The following is a 16,238-nucleotide window of genomic DNA, read 5'->3' as shown; positions in this document are numbered from 1 at the left end:
TTTTTCATTATATATTCAGTTTCAGAATGCCTTTTTGCATGGCAATGGTGACGGCTTCCGTCCGCGAATCAGCGCCTAATTTGTTATAAATCGATGTTAATCTCGCTTTTACCGTCCGCTCTGAGATTCCTAAATCAAAGGCGATCGCTTTGCTTTTATGTCCTTTCGCAACGGCTTCTAGAACTATGATTTCCTTGTCCGTCAGCTGTGTTTCATTGGCATTTGCCCGTTCCATTTTCATTTCCCGGAAACGGCGCAAGATGTCCGGCTGCAGAAGCACTTCTCCCCTGACCGCCGCATCCATCGTATGAAATAAGGTTTCTGAGCTTGTGTCCTTCAGCAGATAACCGTTCGCGCCTGATTCGATGCCTTCTATCATCAGATGATCTTCATTATAGGTCGTCAGAATAATGATCGGCACATCAGAATGCTCTTTTATCTGTTTAATGGCTTCCAGCCCGCTCATTTCCGGCATGTACAGATCCATGAGAATGACATCGGGCTTAAGTTCCTCTGCGAGGCGGACGGCGGTTTTCCCGTTTTCCGCCTCTCCCGTTACGGTGTAATGGTCATTTGTTTCTATCAAAAGCTTCAGACCTTCTCTGACGACAAGATGGTCATCAGCAATTAACACTTTATACATGTTCTGCCTCTCCTTGAATTGGTATGATGATTTCAATTTGAGTCCCCGCTGATCTGGCGCTTGTTATACGGAAAGTGCCGTTCATCATATTGACGCGTTCTTGTATCCCAAGCAGCCCGTAATGTCCGCTTTTTCTCATTTCTGTTCGGGCATCAAAGCCTTTCCCGTCATCTTTGACGGTTATGCGGATTTGTCCCTCTTCTTCCTGAACGGATACCCAGACATTCTTTGCTTCTGCATGCTTGGCGGCGTTTGTCAGGCCTTCTCCAATCATGTAATGGCAATTCTCCGCCGTATGAACGTCAAGCACATGATGCACGCTGTAATCTAAAAAACAAGACAGCCCGGAGGCTTCTGTAAAATGGTTGATTTGTTCAGTGATGCTTTCTTTTAAGAACCCGATCTCTTCTGATTTGCTGCGAAGGTTGTCAATGGCCGAGCGCGCATCAGCCAATGTGCCCTTCACTCTGTCCATTGACTGGCTGATGATGTCTTTCGCTCTGTCAGTGTTATCTTTCGAAAGATGAACTTGCACCGCTTCAAGCTGCATATGCAAGCTGACCAGCCCTTGTGCAAGCGTATCGTGCAAATCTCTCGCCATCCGCTGCCTTTCATTTTGAAGCGTCAGCTGTTTCACTTGCCGGTGAGCGAGCTCTAATTTTTCAAGCGTCAGCTGTGTTTTTATTTTTTCATCAACTTGCGCGAAAAATGTTGCCGCATACGTGATAATCACGATCATGATGGGAGCGGCGATAACGATGAAACGTAGCAGATGATGCGGATGCTCCTCGTGCAAAGCTGTTATGGACATTAAAATGAAAAGATAGAGTATGAGCAGCGTTTTTCCCTTATCCGCCATTCCGATAATCTGCCCGATTAAAAAGGCATAGAGACCGACGACTACCGCGATATAACCGCCGCCCATCAAGTTAGCCGATGTATATATGATAAATCCCTGTATGATGAAATAAAGAAACGTTTTTTTCTTGACCCAGCGATGGGAATGCCAATGCAGCACGGTAAAAATGACGATCAATATCGTGAATAACAGCAGCAAAAAAACCGTCCAGCTTTCATAAATGTACTGCAAAGAGACTGATGCGGCATATACCATAAAAATAAACGCCAGACCGGGCACCCGAAGCGCAAGCATATGCAATGAGCGTCTGTCACGGGAGACGTAGTCTTCTTGATGTTTTGTACCAAACAATCTCTGTCCACTTCCTTTTAGCCGACCGGCCTCACGAGGTTTTATTCTATTTGTCATCATACCATAAGTGCCTTCTTCTCACCTTCCCCTTCTGTCCCTGCATGACGGGTGAAAGAAAAAACAGCCTGCGGGATTGTTCGCAAGCTGCTTTTTTGTTCATATCTTTTTTATGACCTTTCCCGGGTTTCCGGCCATGACGGAATTTGGCGGGACGTCTTTCGTAACGACTGTACCGGCCGCAATGACGGAGTTTTCGCCGATGGTGACGCCTGCTAAAATGACACAGCTTCCTCCGATCCATACATTGCTGCCGATCGTAATCGGAATGCCGTAACCGCTTTTATTTCTTCCTTCCGGCTGCAGAGAATGCCCGGCTGTATAGATCCCGACATTCGGCCCTATCATACAGTTATCGCCTATCCGCACGTCAGCCATGTCTAAAATGGTGCAATTATAGCCGGCATAAAAATGATCGCCGACATGAATATTGGTTCCGATATCACAATGAAAGTTATGCTCAATGCTCGGTTTCTCTCCCGCCGTCCCGAACAGTTCTCTGATGATCGCTTCTTTTGTTTCAAACGCTTCCGGATCGGCGCCGTTTAATTCCCGGACAAGCCTATGCGCCCGGATGTTTTTCTTCCTCAGCTCTTCCGTTCCGCGTTCATAATAGATTTTGTTATCAGAACTCATGTGTCGAGCCTCCATTCTCAGCAAGGATATTCTATTTATTCTCCGTTTGAAAACAATTTTAAACCGTCTTGACTGATTCGGGAAGTATATTTTAAACTACTTTTAATAAGTCTTTTAAAAAGTGATTAATAAAGGAGTGCGGAATCATGGCGAATACCATTAATAATACATCCATTGTAAAAAAAACGAATGAAGAAACCATCATTGAAGCGCTGCTGAAAACGGATGCGGCCACCATTTCCTTTCTCTCTCAACAAACAGGGCTCAGCGCCGCCACGTGCGGAAACATTTTACATGAATTAAAAGAACGCGGCGAAGTCATGGAGATGGAACCGAGCGCCTCAACAGGCGGAAGAAAAGCAAGGCAGTTTACGTTAAATGCGGACAGTCATTTGGTACTCGGCATATCCGTTAAAACAGAAGGCGGCGTCCATTCGATTGACGTCGCGCTGGCAGATTGGCACGGTGACTATGTTGAAAAAGACAGCCGCTTTTATGATGTCATCAATTATGACGTCATCGAACGGCTTACTGACGAATGGATAAGGCGGTTTCCCAATATAAAGGCAATCGGCATGGGGGTTCAGGGTGTGGTCAGCCACGGCGTCATCGGCATTTGTGACACTGAAGAGCTGTGTGATATCCCGATGCAGGAAAGACTTGAAGCCAGATATTCTGTCAAGGTCAATGTAGAAAACGAGATGCATTACGCTTTGTACGGATTTTATCGCGATCAGCAATATACCGTCCCGAAAACCATCGCCATGGCCGCATTTGTCAAAGACAATCCTCCGGGAGCGCGCTTTGTTATAGACGGGCGCTTAGTCAAAGGCAATACACAATTCGCCGGAGAAATTTCTTATATTCCATTTGAATCGACACGCAAGCAGCAGCTTGAAAAGCTCTATTCACCGGATTCTTTTCCGGAACTGGCTGTTAAGATGACAAGCGCCATGATTTCAATCATCAATCCGCAGGCCATTGCGTTTATCGGAGAATTATCAAAAGGGTTGGATATGGAACAGGTTTATGAAGCATGCTCCGCTTTTGTCCCGAAAGAACACATGCCGGAGCTGATTCTTATTGATGACATCCAGCCCTATTACCAAAAAGGATTGATTGCCATCACATTAAAATCTCTGCGTTTTCCGCTTCATTTGACAGAGAGAGAGCTGATTTCATGAGTAGACAGGGCATTCAAAAGTGGAAACTTGCCCTTTTTATTATTTTTTCGCTGCCCGGACTTGCTTTTTCATCCTGGATTTCCCGCACGCCTGAGGTGAGAGAAACGCTGAAAGCCTCGACGTCAATGATGGGGTTGATTATTTTCGGGCTGGCGCTCGGCTCATTGATCGGCCTGTTAAGCGCCAGCCGGATCATCTCGCGGAAAGGCACCAGATTCGTTGCTCTGATCAGCGTTCTGATTGTCATTATCGGGATATTCGTCATCAGCGCAGGTGTTTTTGCCGCTTTCAAAAGCATCGTATTTGCCGGACTGATCATCTTCGGGCTCGGCTACGGACTTGCGGAAGTGGCCCTTAATGTAGATGGTTCCGCCCTTAAACGCGCCGCAGAGAAAACCATGATGCCCGCATTGCACGCATCGTTCAGCGCCGGCACATTGCTAGGCGCAGGACTCTCCTCTCTCGCTATTTTATTCAAGGTTCCCGTGCTCGTTCACCTGCTGCTCATTGCCAGAATTGAGTTTATCCTGATTTTTACTTTCTTCCGGTTTCTGCCGGAGGACACCGGGAAAGAAGATGCCGTCTCAAGGCGGCAGGAAGTCTCAAGCGAAAAGCCGGTAAACGTCTGGACAGAGCCGCGCACACTGCTGATCGGGCTCATCGTGCTCGGAATGGCTTTCGCAGAAGGGTCGGCCAATGACTGGCTTCCGCTCACCATGACGGATGGTTTTCACGTGACGCACGCGCAAGGCACGGCGGTTTACGGCGTCTTCCTCACCGCTATGCTGATCGCCCGGATCTTTGGCGGGGCATTTTTGGACCGGTACGGACGCGTGCCCGTTCTTCGTCTCTGCACCGCCGTCAGTGTCATCGGACTTTCCCTTGTGATTTTCAGCGGAAACCTCACAGCAGCCGTAATCGGCGTCTTTCTTTGGGGAATCGGCGCCTCCCTCGGCTTCCCGGTCGGCCTTTCCGCAGCCGGCGATGACCCAAAAGGAGCAGTTAAGCGGGTCGGAGCAATCTCCTTCGTCGGCTACTGCGCCTTCTTAGTCGGCCCTCCCGTTCTCGGACTGCTCGGTGAAGAATTCGGCCTTGTCAGAGCGCTGATGATCGTACTGATCGGCATCGTGCTCAGCGGGCTCGTCTCCCGCGCGGCAAAACCGCCCGCGCATCAGAAAAATGTTCATGACACCAACAGCCGTTCCATGTGAACAAGAGGAAGCGATTGTGCTTCCTCCTTTTTTTGATGCACCGTCAGGCTTTTTCTCTGCTTTTTCTCACAAACAAAATTTGTAAGACTAGACCTCTTTTCTCAGGGGAAATTAACTACGTATTTCTACAAAGGGAGGTTTCAGACGATTATGGATAAGCGTGAATTAGCGGCTCACGAGTCGTTGGACTTACATGAAATCATTAACTTCAAGACGCTTTGTGTCGCGAAATCCAAGCTCATGCAAGGGCTTGTGTTTGATCAGGATCTGAAAACGTTAATGGAAAAAGACGTTCAGCAAGCCTCTCAAGACCTGGCTGATTTGCAAGCGGTTTATGAACGGGCAACGTTTCAGGCTCCCGTTCCTCAAAACCGGCCGACTTCGATCATCAATTGAAAGGAAGGTAAGCATCATTGAATCATGACCATTTAGATCCGATCAATTCATTACATGTCCCTGAACTTGCGGATATGACATTCGCAATGGATTTTCTCATACGCGCCAAAGAAGGCGTCAGAAATACCGCCGTTGCTTTAACAGAAACCGCTTCACCTGATGTAAGAGCTTTGCTGCGCAAACAGCTCATGCAGGGAATCACGATGCATCAGGAGATAACAGACTTGATGGTCAGCAAAAAGTGGTTTCACCCGCATGATCTGAGCGAACAGTATAAATTGGATCAGCTCTCTGCGAAAAATACCCTCATGGTCGGAAGCATGAACCTGTTTCCCGTTGAAACAAACAGAAAAGGGATGTTTGACCGCACACCTGATGAACACTAACACTGGAGGTATTACAGCATGAAGGCCGTAACGTATCAAGGAGTGAAAAACGTCGTTGTCAAAGACGTGCCTGATCCGAAGATTGAAAAACACGATGACATGATTATAAAAGTCACAAGTACGGCAATTTGCGGATCAGATTTACATTTAATCCACGGACTCATCCCGAATTTGCAGGAAGACTACATCATCGGCCATGAACCGATGGGCATCGTGGAAGAAACCGGTCCCGGCGTAACGAAAGTCAAAAAAGGCGACCGCGTCATTATTCCTTTTAATATCGCCTGCGGAGAATGCGTTTATTGTAAAAATCAGCTGGAAAGCCAATGTGATCAATCAAATGAGAACGGCGATATAGGCGCTTATTTCGGCTATTCAGGAAATGCCGGCGGCTATCCGGGAGGCCAGGCGGAGTATTTGCGCGTTCCATTTGCGAACTTTACCCATTTTAAAGTTCCCGAAACATGCGAAGAACCGGATGAGAAACTGAGTGTTATTTCCGATGCGATGACAACCGGCTTTTGGAGCGTTGACAATGCCGGCGTAAAAGAAGGCGATACAGTTATCGTTCTCGGCTGCGGGCCCGTGGGCCTTTTCGCTCAAAAATTCTGCTGGTTAAAGGGAGCGAAACGCGTAATAGCCGTAGACTATGTCAACTACCGTCTCCAGCATGCGAAACGGACGAATAAAGTGGAAATCGTGAACTTCGAAGACCACGAAAATACAGGCAGCTACCTGAAGGAAATCACCAAAGGCGGCGCTGATGTGGTCATTGACGCCGTCGGCATGGACGGAAAAATGACGGATCTTGAGTTCCTCACCAGCGGATTAAAACTTCAGGGCGGGGCGATGAGCGCATTGGTCATCGCGTCTCAAGCGGTGCGAAAAGGCGGAACGATCCAGATTACGGGTGTGTACGGCGGCAGATACAACGGGTTTCCCCTTGGCGATATCATGCAGCGAAACGTCAATATCCGATCAGGACAAGCTCCGGTCATCCACTATATGCCGTATATGTTTGAACTGGTGTCAACCGGCAAAATTGATCCGGGCGATGTTGTAAGCCATGTCATTCCGCTTAGTGAAGCGAAGCACGGCTATGAGATGTTTGACACGAAAACAGATGATTGTATTAAAGTTGTACTCAAACCTTAGAGAACGGAGGCTACAGAAATGACCAGCGCCTTACATGAATTACTTGAAATTCAGGAGATGGCTTCTTTTAAGTCACTTTGTCTGACGAAATCTAAAACCATGAAAGCGCTCGTATCCGATCCGCAGCTGAAAGAAATCATGCAGCAGGATGTGGATACATCAACAAGGCAATTGCAGGAATTTGCCTCAATTTTATCTGATGCACAGCATGAATGAGGAGATGAATGACGAATGAATCCGATTATTGAATACTTGACGGGAATGAATGCGCTGACAGACCAAATTGTCGCAATGGATTTATTGAATTCGGCAAAAAGCGGTGTCAGAAACTATGCGATGGCGGCGACGGAAGCCGGAACGCCTGAAGTGAAAGCGATCCTCACCCGGCACTTAGAAGAAGCCCTTGACATGCACGAGCAAATCTCACGCTATATGATGGAAAAAGGCTGGTATCACCCGTGGAACACAAATGAACAAGTCCGGCTCAATTTGCAAAATATTGATACGGCGCTCCGCCTGCCCGTCCTATAAATCGTTTTGCTGCTGAGACAGCACCCCTGACTCAAGCTTCAGTATTTCAAACTGTGAGCTGCCTTTTACAGCACCCAGGCGGCTCTCAGTTTTTTTATGCCTTCTTGTATATCGGTTTCAGAAACCCCCGCGAATCCGAGGGAAACTGTTTTTTCAGGGACCTGTTTTTGATAGGTAAGAGACACGGGATAGATTTTGACGCCTTGTTCCTCCGCCTTTCCAATCAGCTCTTTTTCGCTGAAAGGCAGATGAACGTCAAGTAAAATCCGCAGCCCGGAATTTTCTCCGCGAATCATGACGTATTGTCCCAGCTCGCGCCGCACGGCCTCTAATAATACCGCTCTTTTTTTCCGGTACAGCTTTCTCATTCTGTTAATATGTTTCTGCCACTCTCCGCTTTTGATAAATTGAGCCAGCGTCAGCTGACTGTGACAGGAGACGGTCTGTTTATATAAAGAAGCGATTTCCCTTCCTTTTTCGATAAGCGGCAAAGGAAGAATCATATAGCTGATGCGCAGCGAAGGAAGCAGAGATTGGGAAAACGTCCCCATATAAATGACACGGTGATGCTGATCAAGCCCTTGCAATGATGGGATCGGCTGGCCGGTGTATCGGAATTCACCGTCATAATCATCTTCTATAATGAACGATTGATGTTCCTCCGCCCATTTCAGCAGCTGAATCCTTCTGTTTACCGGCATAATCGTTCCTAACGTAAATTGATGAGAAGGCGTGACATATACAAGACGCGGCCGCTCTTCATTCAGCTTCCGGATACAGACTCCTTCATCATCAACGGGTATCGGAATGATCTTCATGTGATTGGCTTTAAAAATCTCCCTCGCTCTCGGATAACCCGGATCTTCATATCCGATGGATAGATTTGCTTCAAATATTTTGCACAGCATTTGCAAAAGAGCAGGGTTCCCGGCGCCGACTATCACTTGTTCAGGAAGACAATTCACGCCGCGCGACTGATATAAGTATTCTGAAATGAGCGTTCTCAGTTCAAGCTCGCCCAAATCATCCCCGGGCCGATAAAGCTCATGCCCGTATTGATCTAAGCTTGCAACCATGCTTTTGCGCCATGCCGAAAAAGGAAAATGAGCGGCATCCACAGTGCCGTAGTGAAAATCAATCCATTGGCGGTCTTCCTTCGCCTTTGTTTGAACAGGCGAAGAGCCCGGCTTTTTCACATAGACGGCGTCCGAGTCATAATCGGCAAACCATCCGCTTCTCGGCTTACTGACAATATAGCCTTCGGCGGCAAGCTGTTCATAGGCACGCTCCACAGTCGTCTGACTGACGGAAAGCTGACTTGACAAAAGCCTTTTTGAAGGAAGCTTCAGTCCTTTAGGAATACGGCCCTGATGCATATTTTCCTTAAAATGCCGATAAAGCTGCTGATAAAGCGGAAGATCCAGATCTCTATTTAAAAATGGCGTGATATCCATTTTTACTCCCTCCAAACTGGCATTCTTCTTTTTATAAAAACTGGCCATTTGTATAAGGTCAATTTCAGTTTATAGTCATTATAAACTTTGAAAATGTGTTTAGAAATATATATTGGAGTGATTGGAATGAATAAAGCCGCAAACGGCTGGATTAACGGATTTATCGGCGTGCTCATTTTCAGCGGCTCGCTTCCCGCGACCCGCTTGGCTGTAGCGGACTTTGACCCGGTATTTCTCACCGTATGCCGCGCCGCGATAGCCGGTATATTGGCAGGCGCTCTGCTCCTCATTTTTCAGGAGAAACGCCCTGCCAAAAGCGACATCATTTCACTAATAACAGTAGCGCTCGGCGTCGTGATCGGTTTCCCGCTGCTTACAGCCTTAGCGCTTCAGCATGTCACATCCGCTCATGCCATTGTCTACATCGGGCTTCTCCCGCTTGCGACGGCGATCTTCGGCGTACTGCGAGGAGGCGAACGGCCCAGGCCGGTCTTTTGGATTTTCTCGGCTGCCGGCAGCATCCTCGTAGCCGGATATGCTCTGCTGCAAGGAGGAGAATCCTCTCCGCTCGGTGATACGTACATGATCGCTTCGATTATCGTGTGCGGTCTCGGTTATGCCGAAGGCGCCCGCCTCTCCCGGCGGCTTGGCAACTGGCAGGTGATCTCTTGGGCACTCGTTTTATCGCTTCCCCTTATGTTCATCCTGTCTTTCTGCTTCATGCCGGACTCATGGTCAAACATCGGCGCGCCCGCACTGCTCAGTCTTGCATATGTCTCAATATTCAGCATGCTGATCGGCTTCGTATTCTGGTATCGCGGACTCGCCCAGGGAGGCATCGCCGCGGTCGGACAGCTACAGCTTCTGCAGCCTTTCTTCGGACTGTTACTGGCCGCCATGATTCTCGATGAAAAAGCAGGATGGGAACTTGCGGCGGTGAATGCCGGCGTTATCGCTTGCGTGGCGGCCGCCCGGCGGTTCGCAAATCAATCAGAAAAGGCCGAACAATGAACTTGTTCGGCCTTTTCATTATGTTCCGCCCATAGGCAGCAAAAGTCTGCATCTCTTTCACATGATCCGGGTATTTTTCAGGCAGGCTGAACTCCCTTAAACGCACTCATCACCAGATCATGCACATAAGAATCATTCACCTCATCACCTGTGATCAACAGGCGATAGAAAATCGGTCCGTAAATGAGATCGATGCTAACGTCAATATCAAGATTCTCTCTTAATTCACCTTTTTGAATTCCCTTTTCCAGAAGGCCTTTCGCTTGGAGGCGGCGGGGCTGGAAAAATCGCGTGCGATATTCTTCCGCCAATTTTGCATCCAGCTGCCCCGCACCGATTAATTCCTTAATAACGGTTCCTTCCCGGCTCGTCAAAAATCTTGCTAAATTCGTGGCGTGGGTCAATATATCTTGCACTGTTGATCCTGTATCGGGCACAGGCAGTCTGTCCGTAGCGGTCGAAAGAAAGCTGTCCATGATAACGGCAGCCTTGTTTGACCACCATTTATAAATCGTTGCCTTACTCACTTTGGCACGCTCAGCAATTTTATCGACTGTCACTGCGTCAAAGCCATTTTCCAACAATAGGTCATACGCTGCAGAAAGAATTGCCTTATGTGTTCCTTCATCGCGCGGCCGTCCTCGTTTACTCTGCACATGAATCATTCCTTCCCGAATTATAAACGATACGTTCAGTATACTTAACCTGTATAAAAAAAGAAAACAGAAACCCATTTACAAAACTGAACGTTTAGTATATTATTTGCTTATAATAAACTAAACGTTTAGTTTACAAATTAACTTGAGGGAAGTCTTGTTGAAATGCAGACTCCAAAAGCCTCTGCGTAAAGGAGATGAATCAGCAAATCATTTATCAAGCATCTTAAAAACCACTTAAAAAGGAGTTCATTCATATGGCTAAAGAAAACAAACAAACAGCAGATCAGGGAATTTCACCTGGTTTAACCCTTCTTCTCGCAACGGCATGCGGTATCATTGTCGCTAATCTTTATTATGCACAGCCCTTGGCAGGATTCATTAGTGCGGCAATCGGGCTTTCTCCAAGCAGCGCCGGATTGATTGTCACGCTGACTCAAATCGGATACGTTGCCGGCTTACTGTTTCTCGTCCCTTTGGGAGACATTATCGAAAACAAAAAACTTGTCGTTGTATCGCTCCTTCTAAGCGCAGCCGCTTTGACACTGACAGCATTTGCAAAGCATGGAACACTGTTTTTAGCCGCTGCGTTTTTCATCGGACTGGGATCAATTGCAGCCCAAGTGCTAGTTCCGTTCGCATCATACCTTGCGCCAGACGCCGCACGCGGCCGGGTTGTCGGCAATGTGATGAGCGGCCTGCTGCTCGGTATTATGCTTTCCCGTCCGATATCCAGTCTGGTCGCTGATATATGGGGGTGGAATGCCATATTTGCTTTATCCGCCGCGTTAAGTGTTGTCCTGGCAATCGTCTTATCAAAAGTGCTTCCTGCCAGAAAACCAACAGCAAACACAAGCTACACCGTCTTACTCGGTTCAATGTGGAAGCTGCTGCGCACAACTCCGGTCCTACGCCGCCGTGCCATTTATCATGCGTTTGTATTTGGAGCTTTCAGCTTGTTCTGGACGACTGTACCTTTATTATTGTCCGGCCCTGCTTTTCATTTTTCTCAAAAGGCAATCGCGCTGTATGCATTAGCGGGCATTGCGGGTGCAGCGGCTGCACCGATAGGCGGCCGTCTGGCTGATCGCGGCTTGACCCGGCTTGCCACCGGAATCGCTCTCGGTGTTGTCATCGTTTCTTTATTACTCCCGCTCATAATTCAGAGCAGCTCCCCCGTCGGAATAGCAGTTCTGGTGGCCGCAGCTATCCTGTTGGATATGGGGGTATCTGCCAATCTCGTACTCAGTCAGCGTGCCATTTTTTCGTTGGCACCTGAATTTCGCAGCCGATTAAACGGATTATTTATGGCAATCTTCTTTCTGGGCGGTGCTATAGGATCATCAATCGGAGGATGGGCATACGCCTCAGGCGGGTGGAGTATCACATTATGGATTGGAATCGCTTTTCCGGTCATAGCATTGCTTTATTTCACCACGGAGAAATAAGCCTTTTACCAAAAATAAGCCGTCAGGGCCAAGCTGACAGCTTTTTTTGGTGTATTCTTCTTTACATCCATCCGAACAAAAAATCCGGATTCATGAAAAGATGATATTGATTCTTTACGCCCCGCTCATATAGCCGGACTTCCAATTCTTTCAGCAGCGGTAAAACCATGTCATAATATGTTAAGAAATAATTGCGCCATAGGCAGGTGAACACATGAAGAAGTATTTATATAAACACCTTTTGTTAGCTCTCGTTTCGTCCGTTTGCTTTTTATTAGTCTTTTACGTGAGTTTAAAAATGACACAAGAGGACACACCGCCGTTGTCTTCTTACCCGTTTTACCTTTTTATTTATCTGTACATAGCAGCCGGATATTTGACGGTCGGCCTTGTTTTAGCTTGTATGACTGATATCTTGAAGAACCGTTGGACATTCAATAAACCGTCTACCATTCTATTGAAACTTATCGTTTACTTACTCATAACGTATGCTATTTTTCATTCTTTCTTCATTTTAATAGCGCCGTTGATTTATGTGCTGTTTGAGTCGTTATTCATGCTGAGAAAAGCTTCATAACCTGAAAAAACATACCGCATGCTGCCGGTATGTTTTTAATATGCTTGTCAGTTGTTCGCAGTGATCCGTTTGATGTTTTCTTCCATCAAGCCGGAAATGAGCTGTTCGTTTGTATGAGGAATCTGTTTGAGCTGTTGTACGACCAGCCCTTGTCTTGCAGCTGAATGATTTTGACTCAGCTTTGCTTTCCCCTCTATTTTGCTGACTTTGATTTTAAAGCCTTTTACCCCTTTGTTCATGCCTGCCAGCAATTTCGCATCGACATCCTCTAATTTGTACGGGCTGTCGGGGCTTTCGTATTTCAATACGAGATCACTCATCGACTGCACGGTTTCTTCCTCATCCAAAAGCTCCGCCTCTCCGTAAACATGAACCGCCACATAATTCCAAGTGGGTACAGCCTGATTCGTCTCATACCATTTAGGCGAGATATAACAATGAGGCCCTTGAAAAACGGCTAACACGTTTTGGCCATCAATCTCTTTCCATTGGGGGTTCGGCAATGCAAAATGACCGTATAAGCATTCGTTATTCTTACTCATCATCAATGGCAGGTGGGTTGCATACGGCATGCCTTCCGCCGTTGAAAACAATGCTGCGAAACCATACTCTTTGATTACATCGCACGCTTCAGCTTCACTCAGCTGAAATGGAGCCGGAATATACATACAAAACTCTCCTCTCTGAACATGGATTGATAAAGCGCTTTCCGCTATAATAAGATATCAACTGACATTTAAAAAGGTACAGTTTTCAATAAATATACATGTCAGAGGAGAACATCTGATGAAAAATATGATTTTCGCTTTCGGGAGCGACACCCCGAAATACAAACAAATTTACGAGCAATTTAAAACATTGATTGAGCAGGGAAATATTCAGGCAGATGAGCGGCTGCCTTCGATTCGGGAACTGGCAGATTCCCTGCGGGTAAGCCGTAATACAACGCTGATGGCTTATGATCTCCTTTTAGCGGAGGGATACATTCGCGGAGAAACACGCAAAGGTTATTTTGTAAATGAAGTAGAACCTTCTATATTTCAAAAAGAAAACGATGTTGTTCACGCAGAGAAAACCGAATCAACTCAGCCGGTCCTGATTGATTTTCGCGCCGGGGCCGTCGATCAAAAGCATTTTCCTCTGAAAACATGGAGAAAATTATACAATCAAGTTTTGACATCAGAGAAAAGCTTTCTGTACGGTGAACCGTTCGGCGAGAGAGACCTGCGTGAACAAATTGCCGCTTATCTCTTGGAATCCCGCGGAGTGAAAACAGATGCGGATTCCATTATCATCGGCAGCAGCACCCAGCAGATGCTGATATATCTCAGCCGGATTCTGAAAGAGGATTTTTCGGGAATGATCGTTGAAGACCCGGGATTTGATGGTGCCAGAGCGGCATTTCAATTTCACGGGCTATCTCTGGAAACGATGCCTGTCTATGAAAACGGAGCTGATTTTTCTCAATTACATGCAATGAAAGAAAAATTAATCTATGTGACCCCATCCCATCACAGCCCTTACGGCGTAAGCATGTCCATTCAGCAGCGCCAAACTCTGATCAATTGGGTGAATCATAGAGAGGGTTATATTCTTGAGGATGATTATGACAGTGAATTCCGTTATACACAGCAGCCGTTTCCCGCTCTTGCTTCCATTCAATCAGACCGGGTGATTTATTTAGGGAATTTCTCAAAATCCTTTCTTCCTGGCATCCGCATAAGCTATATGGTTTTGCCGCATCGCCTTTTGCACCGGTATAAAAAACGGTTTATTCATTTCGAAAGCACCGCTTCTTCGCTTAACCAGCTGACCATGGCTGAATTGATGAAGGCCGGTGAATGGACCCGCCATATTAAGCGCATGCGCATTGTTTACAGGCGAAAAATGCAGCACTTGATTTCACATGTAAAGCAGCAGTTCGGCGATCATGTGACGATCATCGGCGAGCAGTCGGGATTGTATATATTGGTGAGAGTTCACCTGAATTATACAGAAGAAACATTAATCGAACGCGCTTTTCAGTACGGAGTGAAGGTATATCCTACCGCCGTTTATTTCGTTGCCGAAAAACCCGAACCGCCGATCATAAAGCTAGGTTTCGCCCATCTCGATACGGATCAGATCACACAGGGCGTACAGCTTTTGAGAAATGCTTGGTTGTCATGAAAGAAAAAAGGCGCCGAACGGCGCCTTTTTTTATTTCGTATTTCTTGTGAATTTCGGCAGTCCAAATATGATGGCGGCGATGCCGCAGATTCCGATTAAAACGGGATAGAAAGAGTATGGCAGGATGCTGACTGGTGAAATATTCCCGAATTTCCCGGCTGATAACAGCTGCGCGCCGTAAGGAATCAATCCTTGTATCATACACGAAAAGATATCCAGAATACTTGCCGATTTTCTGTTGTCGATGTTGAATTTATCAGCGATATTCTTTGCAATCGGCCCGGCTGCGATAATCGAGATCGTATTATTGGCCGCAGCCAGATTCGTCACGCTGACCAGTCCGGCAATGCCGGCTTCGGCTCCTTTTTTCGAACGGATTCGTTTCGTGATGAACTCCAGTAAAAAGTCGATCCCGCCGTTTTGTTTCATCACGCCGACCATCCCGCCGATCAGCATGGACAGGATGATCAGATCGCTCATTCCGGCAATTCCATCCGTAATCGCCTTAAAATAAGAATCAAACGTCAGGCTGCCGCACGCTAACCCTATGATTCCCGTCAAAATCAATCCGCCGAATATGACAGCCATCACATTAATACCGATTAACGCAAAAACCAACACGGCGATATAAGGAAGCACCTTAATCCAGCTGTAAGATGCAGTTCCCGTATGGACGGCGTGGCCTGCCGGAATAAAAAATAAGATAATAACAGTCACAATGGCAGCGGGCAAAACAATCAGAAAGTTCGTTTTGAATTTATCCCTCATTTGTGTTTTTTGCGTCCGGACTGCCGCAATGGTCGTATCGGAAATAAAAGAAAGATTATCTCCGAACATAGCTCCGCCGACCACAGCCGCAATCGGAATCGCGGCGGAGATGCCAAGCTCGCCGCTCAAACCCGCGCTGATCGGCGCAACCGCCGCAATCGTGCCCATTGATGTTCCCATCGATATAGAAATAAAACAAGCAATGATAAACAGCCCCGGCAGCAAAAACTGCTGCGGGATAACGCTCAAAGCAAGATTGACAGTTGAATGCACCGCCCCCATCGCTTCAGCCGCTGAAGCAAAGGCACCTGCCAATATAAAAATCATAACCATAATGATAATATCAGGATGTCCCGCACCGGAAGCGAACCATTCTATTTTTTGATTGAGCGATTTCTTCCGGTTAAATAACAGCGCAAAAGCTGACGCAATGATCGCGGCAATCAAGATCGGCAATTTATAAAAATCTCCGGTCACCAGACCAGAGCCGACAAAAAGCCCTACGAATAAGACTAAAGGCAATAACGCCCAAGGGTTCTTTTTATTGTTCATCTGGGTAAACCACCTCTTTTCAGCATTAAAGTCGCTAATCACAGTCTAAGCAACATTTCACACTTTAAAAGTCTGCAGTAAAAAAGTCAAGCTGAAAAAAGGATAAGTAAAGATTGATAAGATAGAAAAAGCTGTTTTGTTTCCACTCTTTAGAAAATAAAAAAACCAAGGCTCGTTTCCCTTGGTACATTTCA

18 protein-coding genes are annotated in these 16,238 nt (G+C 46.8%); 11 read left to right on the top strand and 7 right to left on the bottom strand.

Features of this window, described 5'->3' with window-relative positions:
* Positions 1–7: 7 nt before the first annotated feature.
* The 3 genes from OQ477_RS18255 to OQ477_RS18245 all read right to left on the bottom strand — a co-directional run bounded on the left by OQ477_RS18255 (position 8) and on the right by OQ477_RS18245 (position 2,546).
* A complete protein-coding gene (locus tag OQ477_RS18255; protein WP_265973423.1) occupies positions 8–643 on the bottom strand; it encodes a response regulator transcription factor in 636 nt (211 codons plus the stop codon).
* Complete coding sequence (locus tag OQ477_RS18250) at positions 636–1,853, bottom strand: sensor histidine kinase (RefSeq protein ID WP_323054521.1); 1,218 nt, start codon at positions 1,851–1,853, stop codon at positions 636–638. Before OQ477_RS18250 ends, OQ477_RS18255 begins: the two co-directional genes overlap by 8 nt.
* A gap of 156 nt (positions 1,854–2,009) precedes the next feature.
* Positions 2,010–2,546: a sugar O-acetyltransferase gene (locus tag OQ477_RS18245; RefSeq protein ID WP_025284328.1), complete on the bottom strand. Its 537-nt coding sequence runs from the start codon at positions 2,544–2,546 to the stop codon at positions 2,010–2,012.
* 146 nt (positions 2,547–2,692) lie between these two features.
* Here OQ477_RS18245 and OQ477_RS18240 point away from each other — a divergent pair, with 146 nt between their 5' ends.
* The 7 genes from OQ477_RS18240 (at position 2,693) to OQ477_RS18210 (ending at position 7,409) form a co-directional block, all read left to right on the top strand.
* Positions 2,693–3,730 carry an ROK family protein gene (locus tag OQ477_RS18240; RefSeq protein WP_061581822.1) on the top strand — a complete coding sequence of 346 codons (1,038 nt, stop codon included), beginning with the start codon at positions 2,693–2,695 and terminating at the stop codon, positions 3,728–3,730.
* On the top strand, positions 3,727–4,941 hold the full coding sequence (locus OQ477_RS18235) for an MFS transporter (protein WP_265973422.1): 1,215 nt from the start codon (positions 3,727–3,729) through the stop codon (positions 4,939–4,941). Before OQ477_RS18240 ends, OQ477_RS18235 begins: the two co-directional genes overlap by 4 nt.
* A 150-nt stretch (positions 4,942–5,091) precedes the next feature.
* Positions 5,092–5,337 carry a hypothetical protein gene (locus tag OQ477_RS18230; protein WP_015416919.1) on the top strand — a complete coding sequence of 82 codons (246 nt, stop codon included), beginning with the start codon at positions 5,092–5,094 and terminating at the stop codon, positions 5,335–5,337.
* 17 nt (positions 5,338–5,354) lie between these two features.
* Entirely contained in the window at positions 5,355–5,723 is a 369-nt protein-coding gene (locus OQ477_RS18225; RefSeq protein ID WP_012116936.1) for a spore coat protein, read from the top strand.
* An 18-nt stretch (positions 5,724–5,741) separates the two neighbouring features.
* Positions 5,742–6,878, top strand: a complete 1,137-nt coding sequence (locus OQ477_RS18220; protein ID WP_061581821.1) for a zinc-dependent alcohol dehydrogenase — start codon at positions 5,742–5,744, stop codon at positions 6,876–6,878.
* Positions 6,879–6,896: 18 nt separating this feature from the next.
* Positions 6,897–7,094, top strand: coding sequence for a hypothetical protein (locus OQ477_RS18215; RefSeq protein ID WP_029974162.1), 198 nt, complete (start codon positions 6,897–6,899; stop codon positions 7,092–7,094).
* 15 nt (positions 7,095–7,109) lie between these two features.
* Positions 7,110–7,409, top strand: a complete 300-nt coding sequence (locus OQ477_RS18210) for a spore coat protein (protein WP_014417026.1) — start codon at positions 7,110–7,112, stop codon at positions 7,407–7,409.
* Between the two features lie 65 nt (positions 7,410–7,474).
* On the opposite strand, the gene OQ477_RS18205 is transcribed toward OQ477_RS18210, so the two are convergent.
* Entirely contained in the window at positions 7,475–8,863 is a 1,389-nt protein-coding gene (locus tag OQ477_RS18205; protein WP_265973421.1) for a PLP-dependent aminotransferase family protein, read from the bottom strand.
* A gap of 126 nt (positions 8,864–8,989) precedes the next feature.
* On the opposite strand from OQ477_RS18205, the gene OQ477_RS18200 reads away from it, so the two are divergent.
* Positions 8,990–9,874, top strand: a complete 885-nt coding sequence (locus OQ477_RS18200) for a DMT family transporter (protein ID WP_061581819.1) — start codon at positions 8,990–8,992, stop codon at positions 9,872–9,874.
* A 77-nt stretch (positions 9,875–9,951) separates the two neighbouring features.
* On the opposite strand, the gene OQ477_RS18195 is transcribed toward OQ477_RS18200, so the two are convergent.
* Positions 9,952–10,530 carry a TetR/AcrR family transcriptional regulator gene (locus OQ477_RS18195; protein WP_021495037.1) on the bottom strand — a complete coding sequence of 193 codons (579 nt, stop codon included), beginning with the start codon at positions 10,528–10,530 and terminating at the stop codon, positions 9,952–9,954.
* 257 nt (positions 10,531–10,787) lie between these two features.
* On the opposite strand from OQ477_RS18195, the gene OQ477_RS18190 reads away from it, so the two are divergent.
* Both OQ477_RS18190 and OQ477_RS20960 read left to right on the top strand, forming a co-directional pair.
* Positions 10,788–11,978, top strand: coding sequence for an MFS transporter (locus tag OQ477_RS18190; protein ID WP_265973420.1), 1,191 nt, complete (start codon positions 10,788–10,790; stop codon positions 11,976–11,978).
* A gap of 214 nt (positions 11,979–12,192) precedes the next feature.
* Positions 12,193–12,555, top strand: coding sequence for a hypothetical protein (locus tag OQ477_RS20960; RefSeq protein WP_323054520.1), 363 nt, complete (start codon positions 12,193–12,195; stop codon positions 12,553–12,555).
* 47 nt (positions 12,556–12,602) lie between these two features.
* Here the strand turns inward: OQ477_RS20960 and OQ477_RS18185 are convergent, their stop codons facing one another.
* Positions 12,603–13,223, bottom strand: coding sequence for an FMN-binding negative transcriptional regulator (locus OQ477_RS18185; protein ID WP_007609692.1), 621 nt, complete (start codon positions 13,221–13,223; stop codon positions 12,603–12,605).
* A 118-nt stretch (positions 13,224–13,341) separates the two neighbouring features.
* Here OQ477_RS18185 and OQ477_RS18180 point away from each other — a divergent pair, with 118 nt between their 5' ends.
* Positions 13,342–14,724 (top strand): PLP-dependent aminotransferase family protein, encoded by a 1,383-nt coding sequence (locus tag OQ477_RS18180; RefSeq protein ID WP_265973419.1) that lies wholly within the window; start codon positions 13,342–13,344, stop codon positions 14,722–14,724.
* A 30-nt stretch (positions 14,725–14,754) separates the two neighbouring features.
* Here OQ477_RS18180 and OQ477_RS18175 read toward each other — a convergent pair whose 3' ends face one another.
* Positions 14,755–16,044: a Na+/H+ antiporter NhaC family protein gene (locus OQ477_RS18175; RefSeq protein ID WP_265973418.1), complete on the bottom strand. Its 1,290-nt coding sequence runs from the start codon at positions 16,042–16,044 to the stop codon at positions 14,755–14,757.
* Between the last annotated feature and the right edge of the window lie 194 nt (positions 16,045–16,238).

This window comes from Bacillus sp. ChL18 (genome assembly GCF_026241425.1).
GTDB classification, from domain to species: Bacteria; Bacillota; Bacilli; order Bacillales; family Bacillaceae; genus Bacillus; species Bacillus velezensis.
The sequence above is the reverse complement of the archived record's forward strand: the minus strand, read 5'-3'. Positions and strand labels throughout refer to the sequence as shown.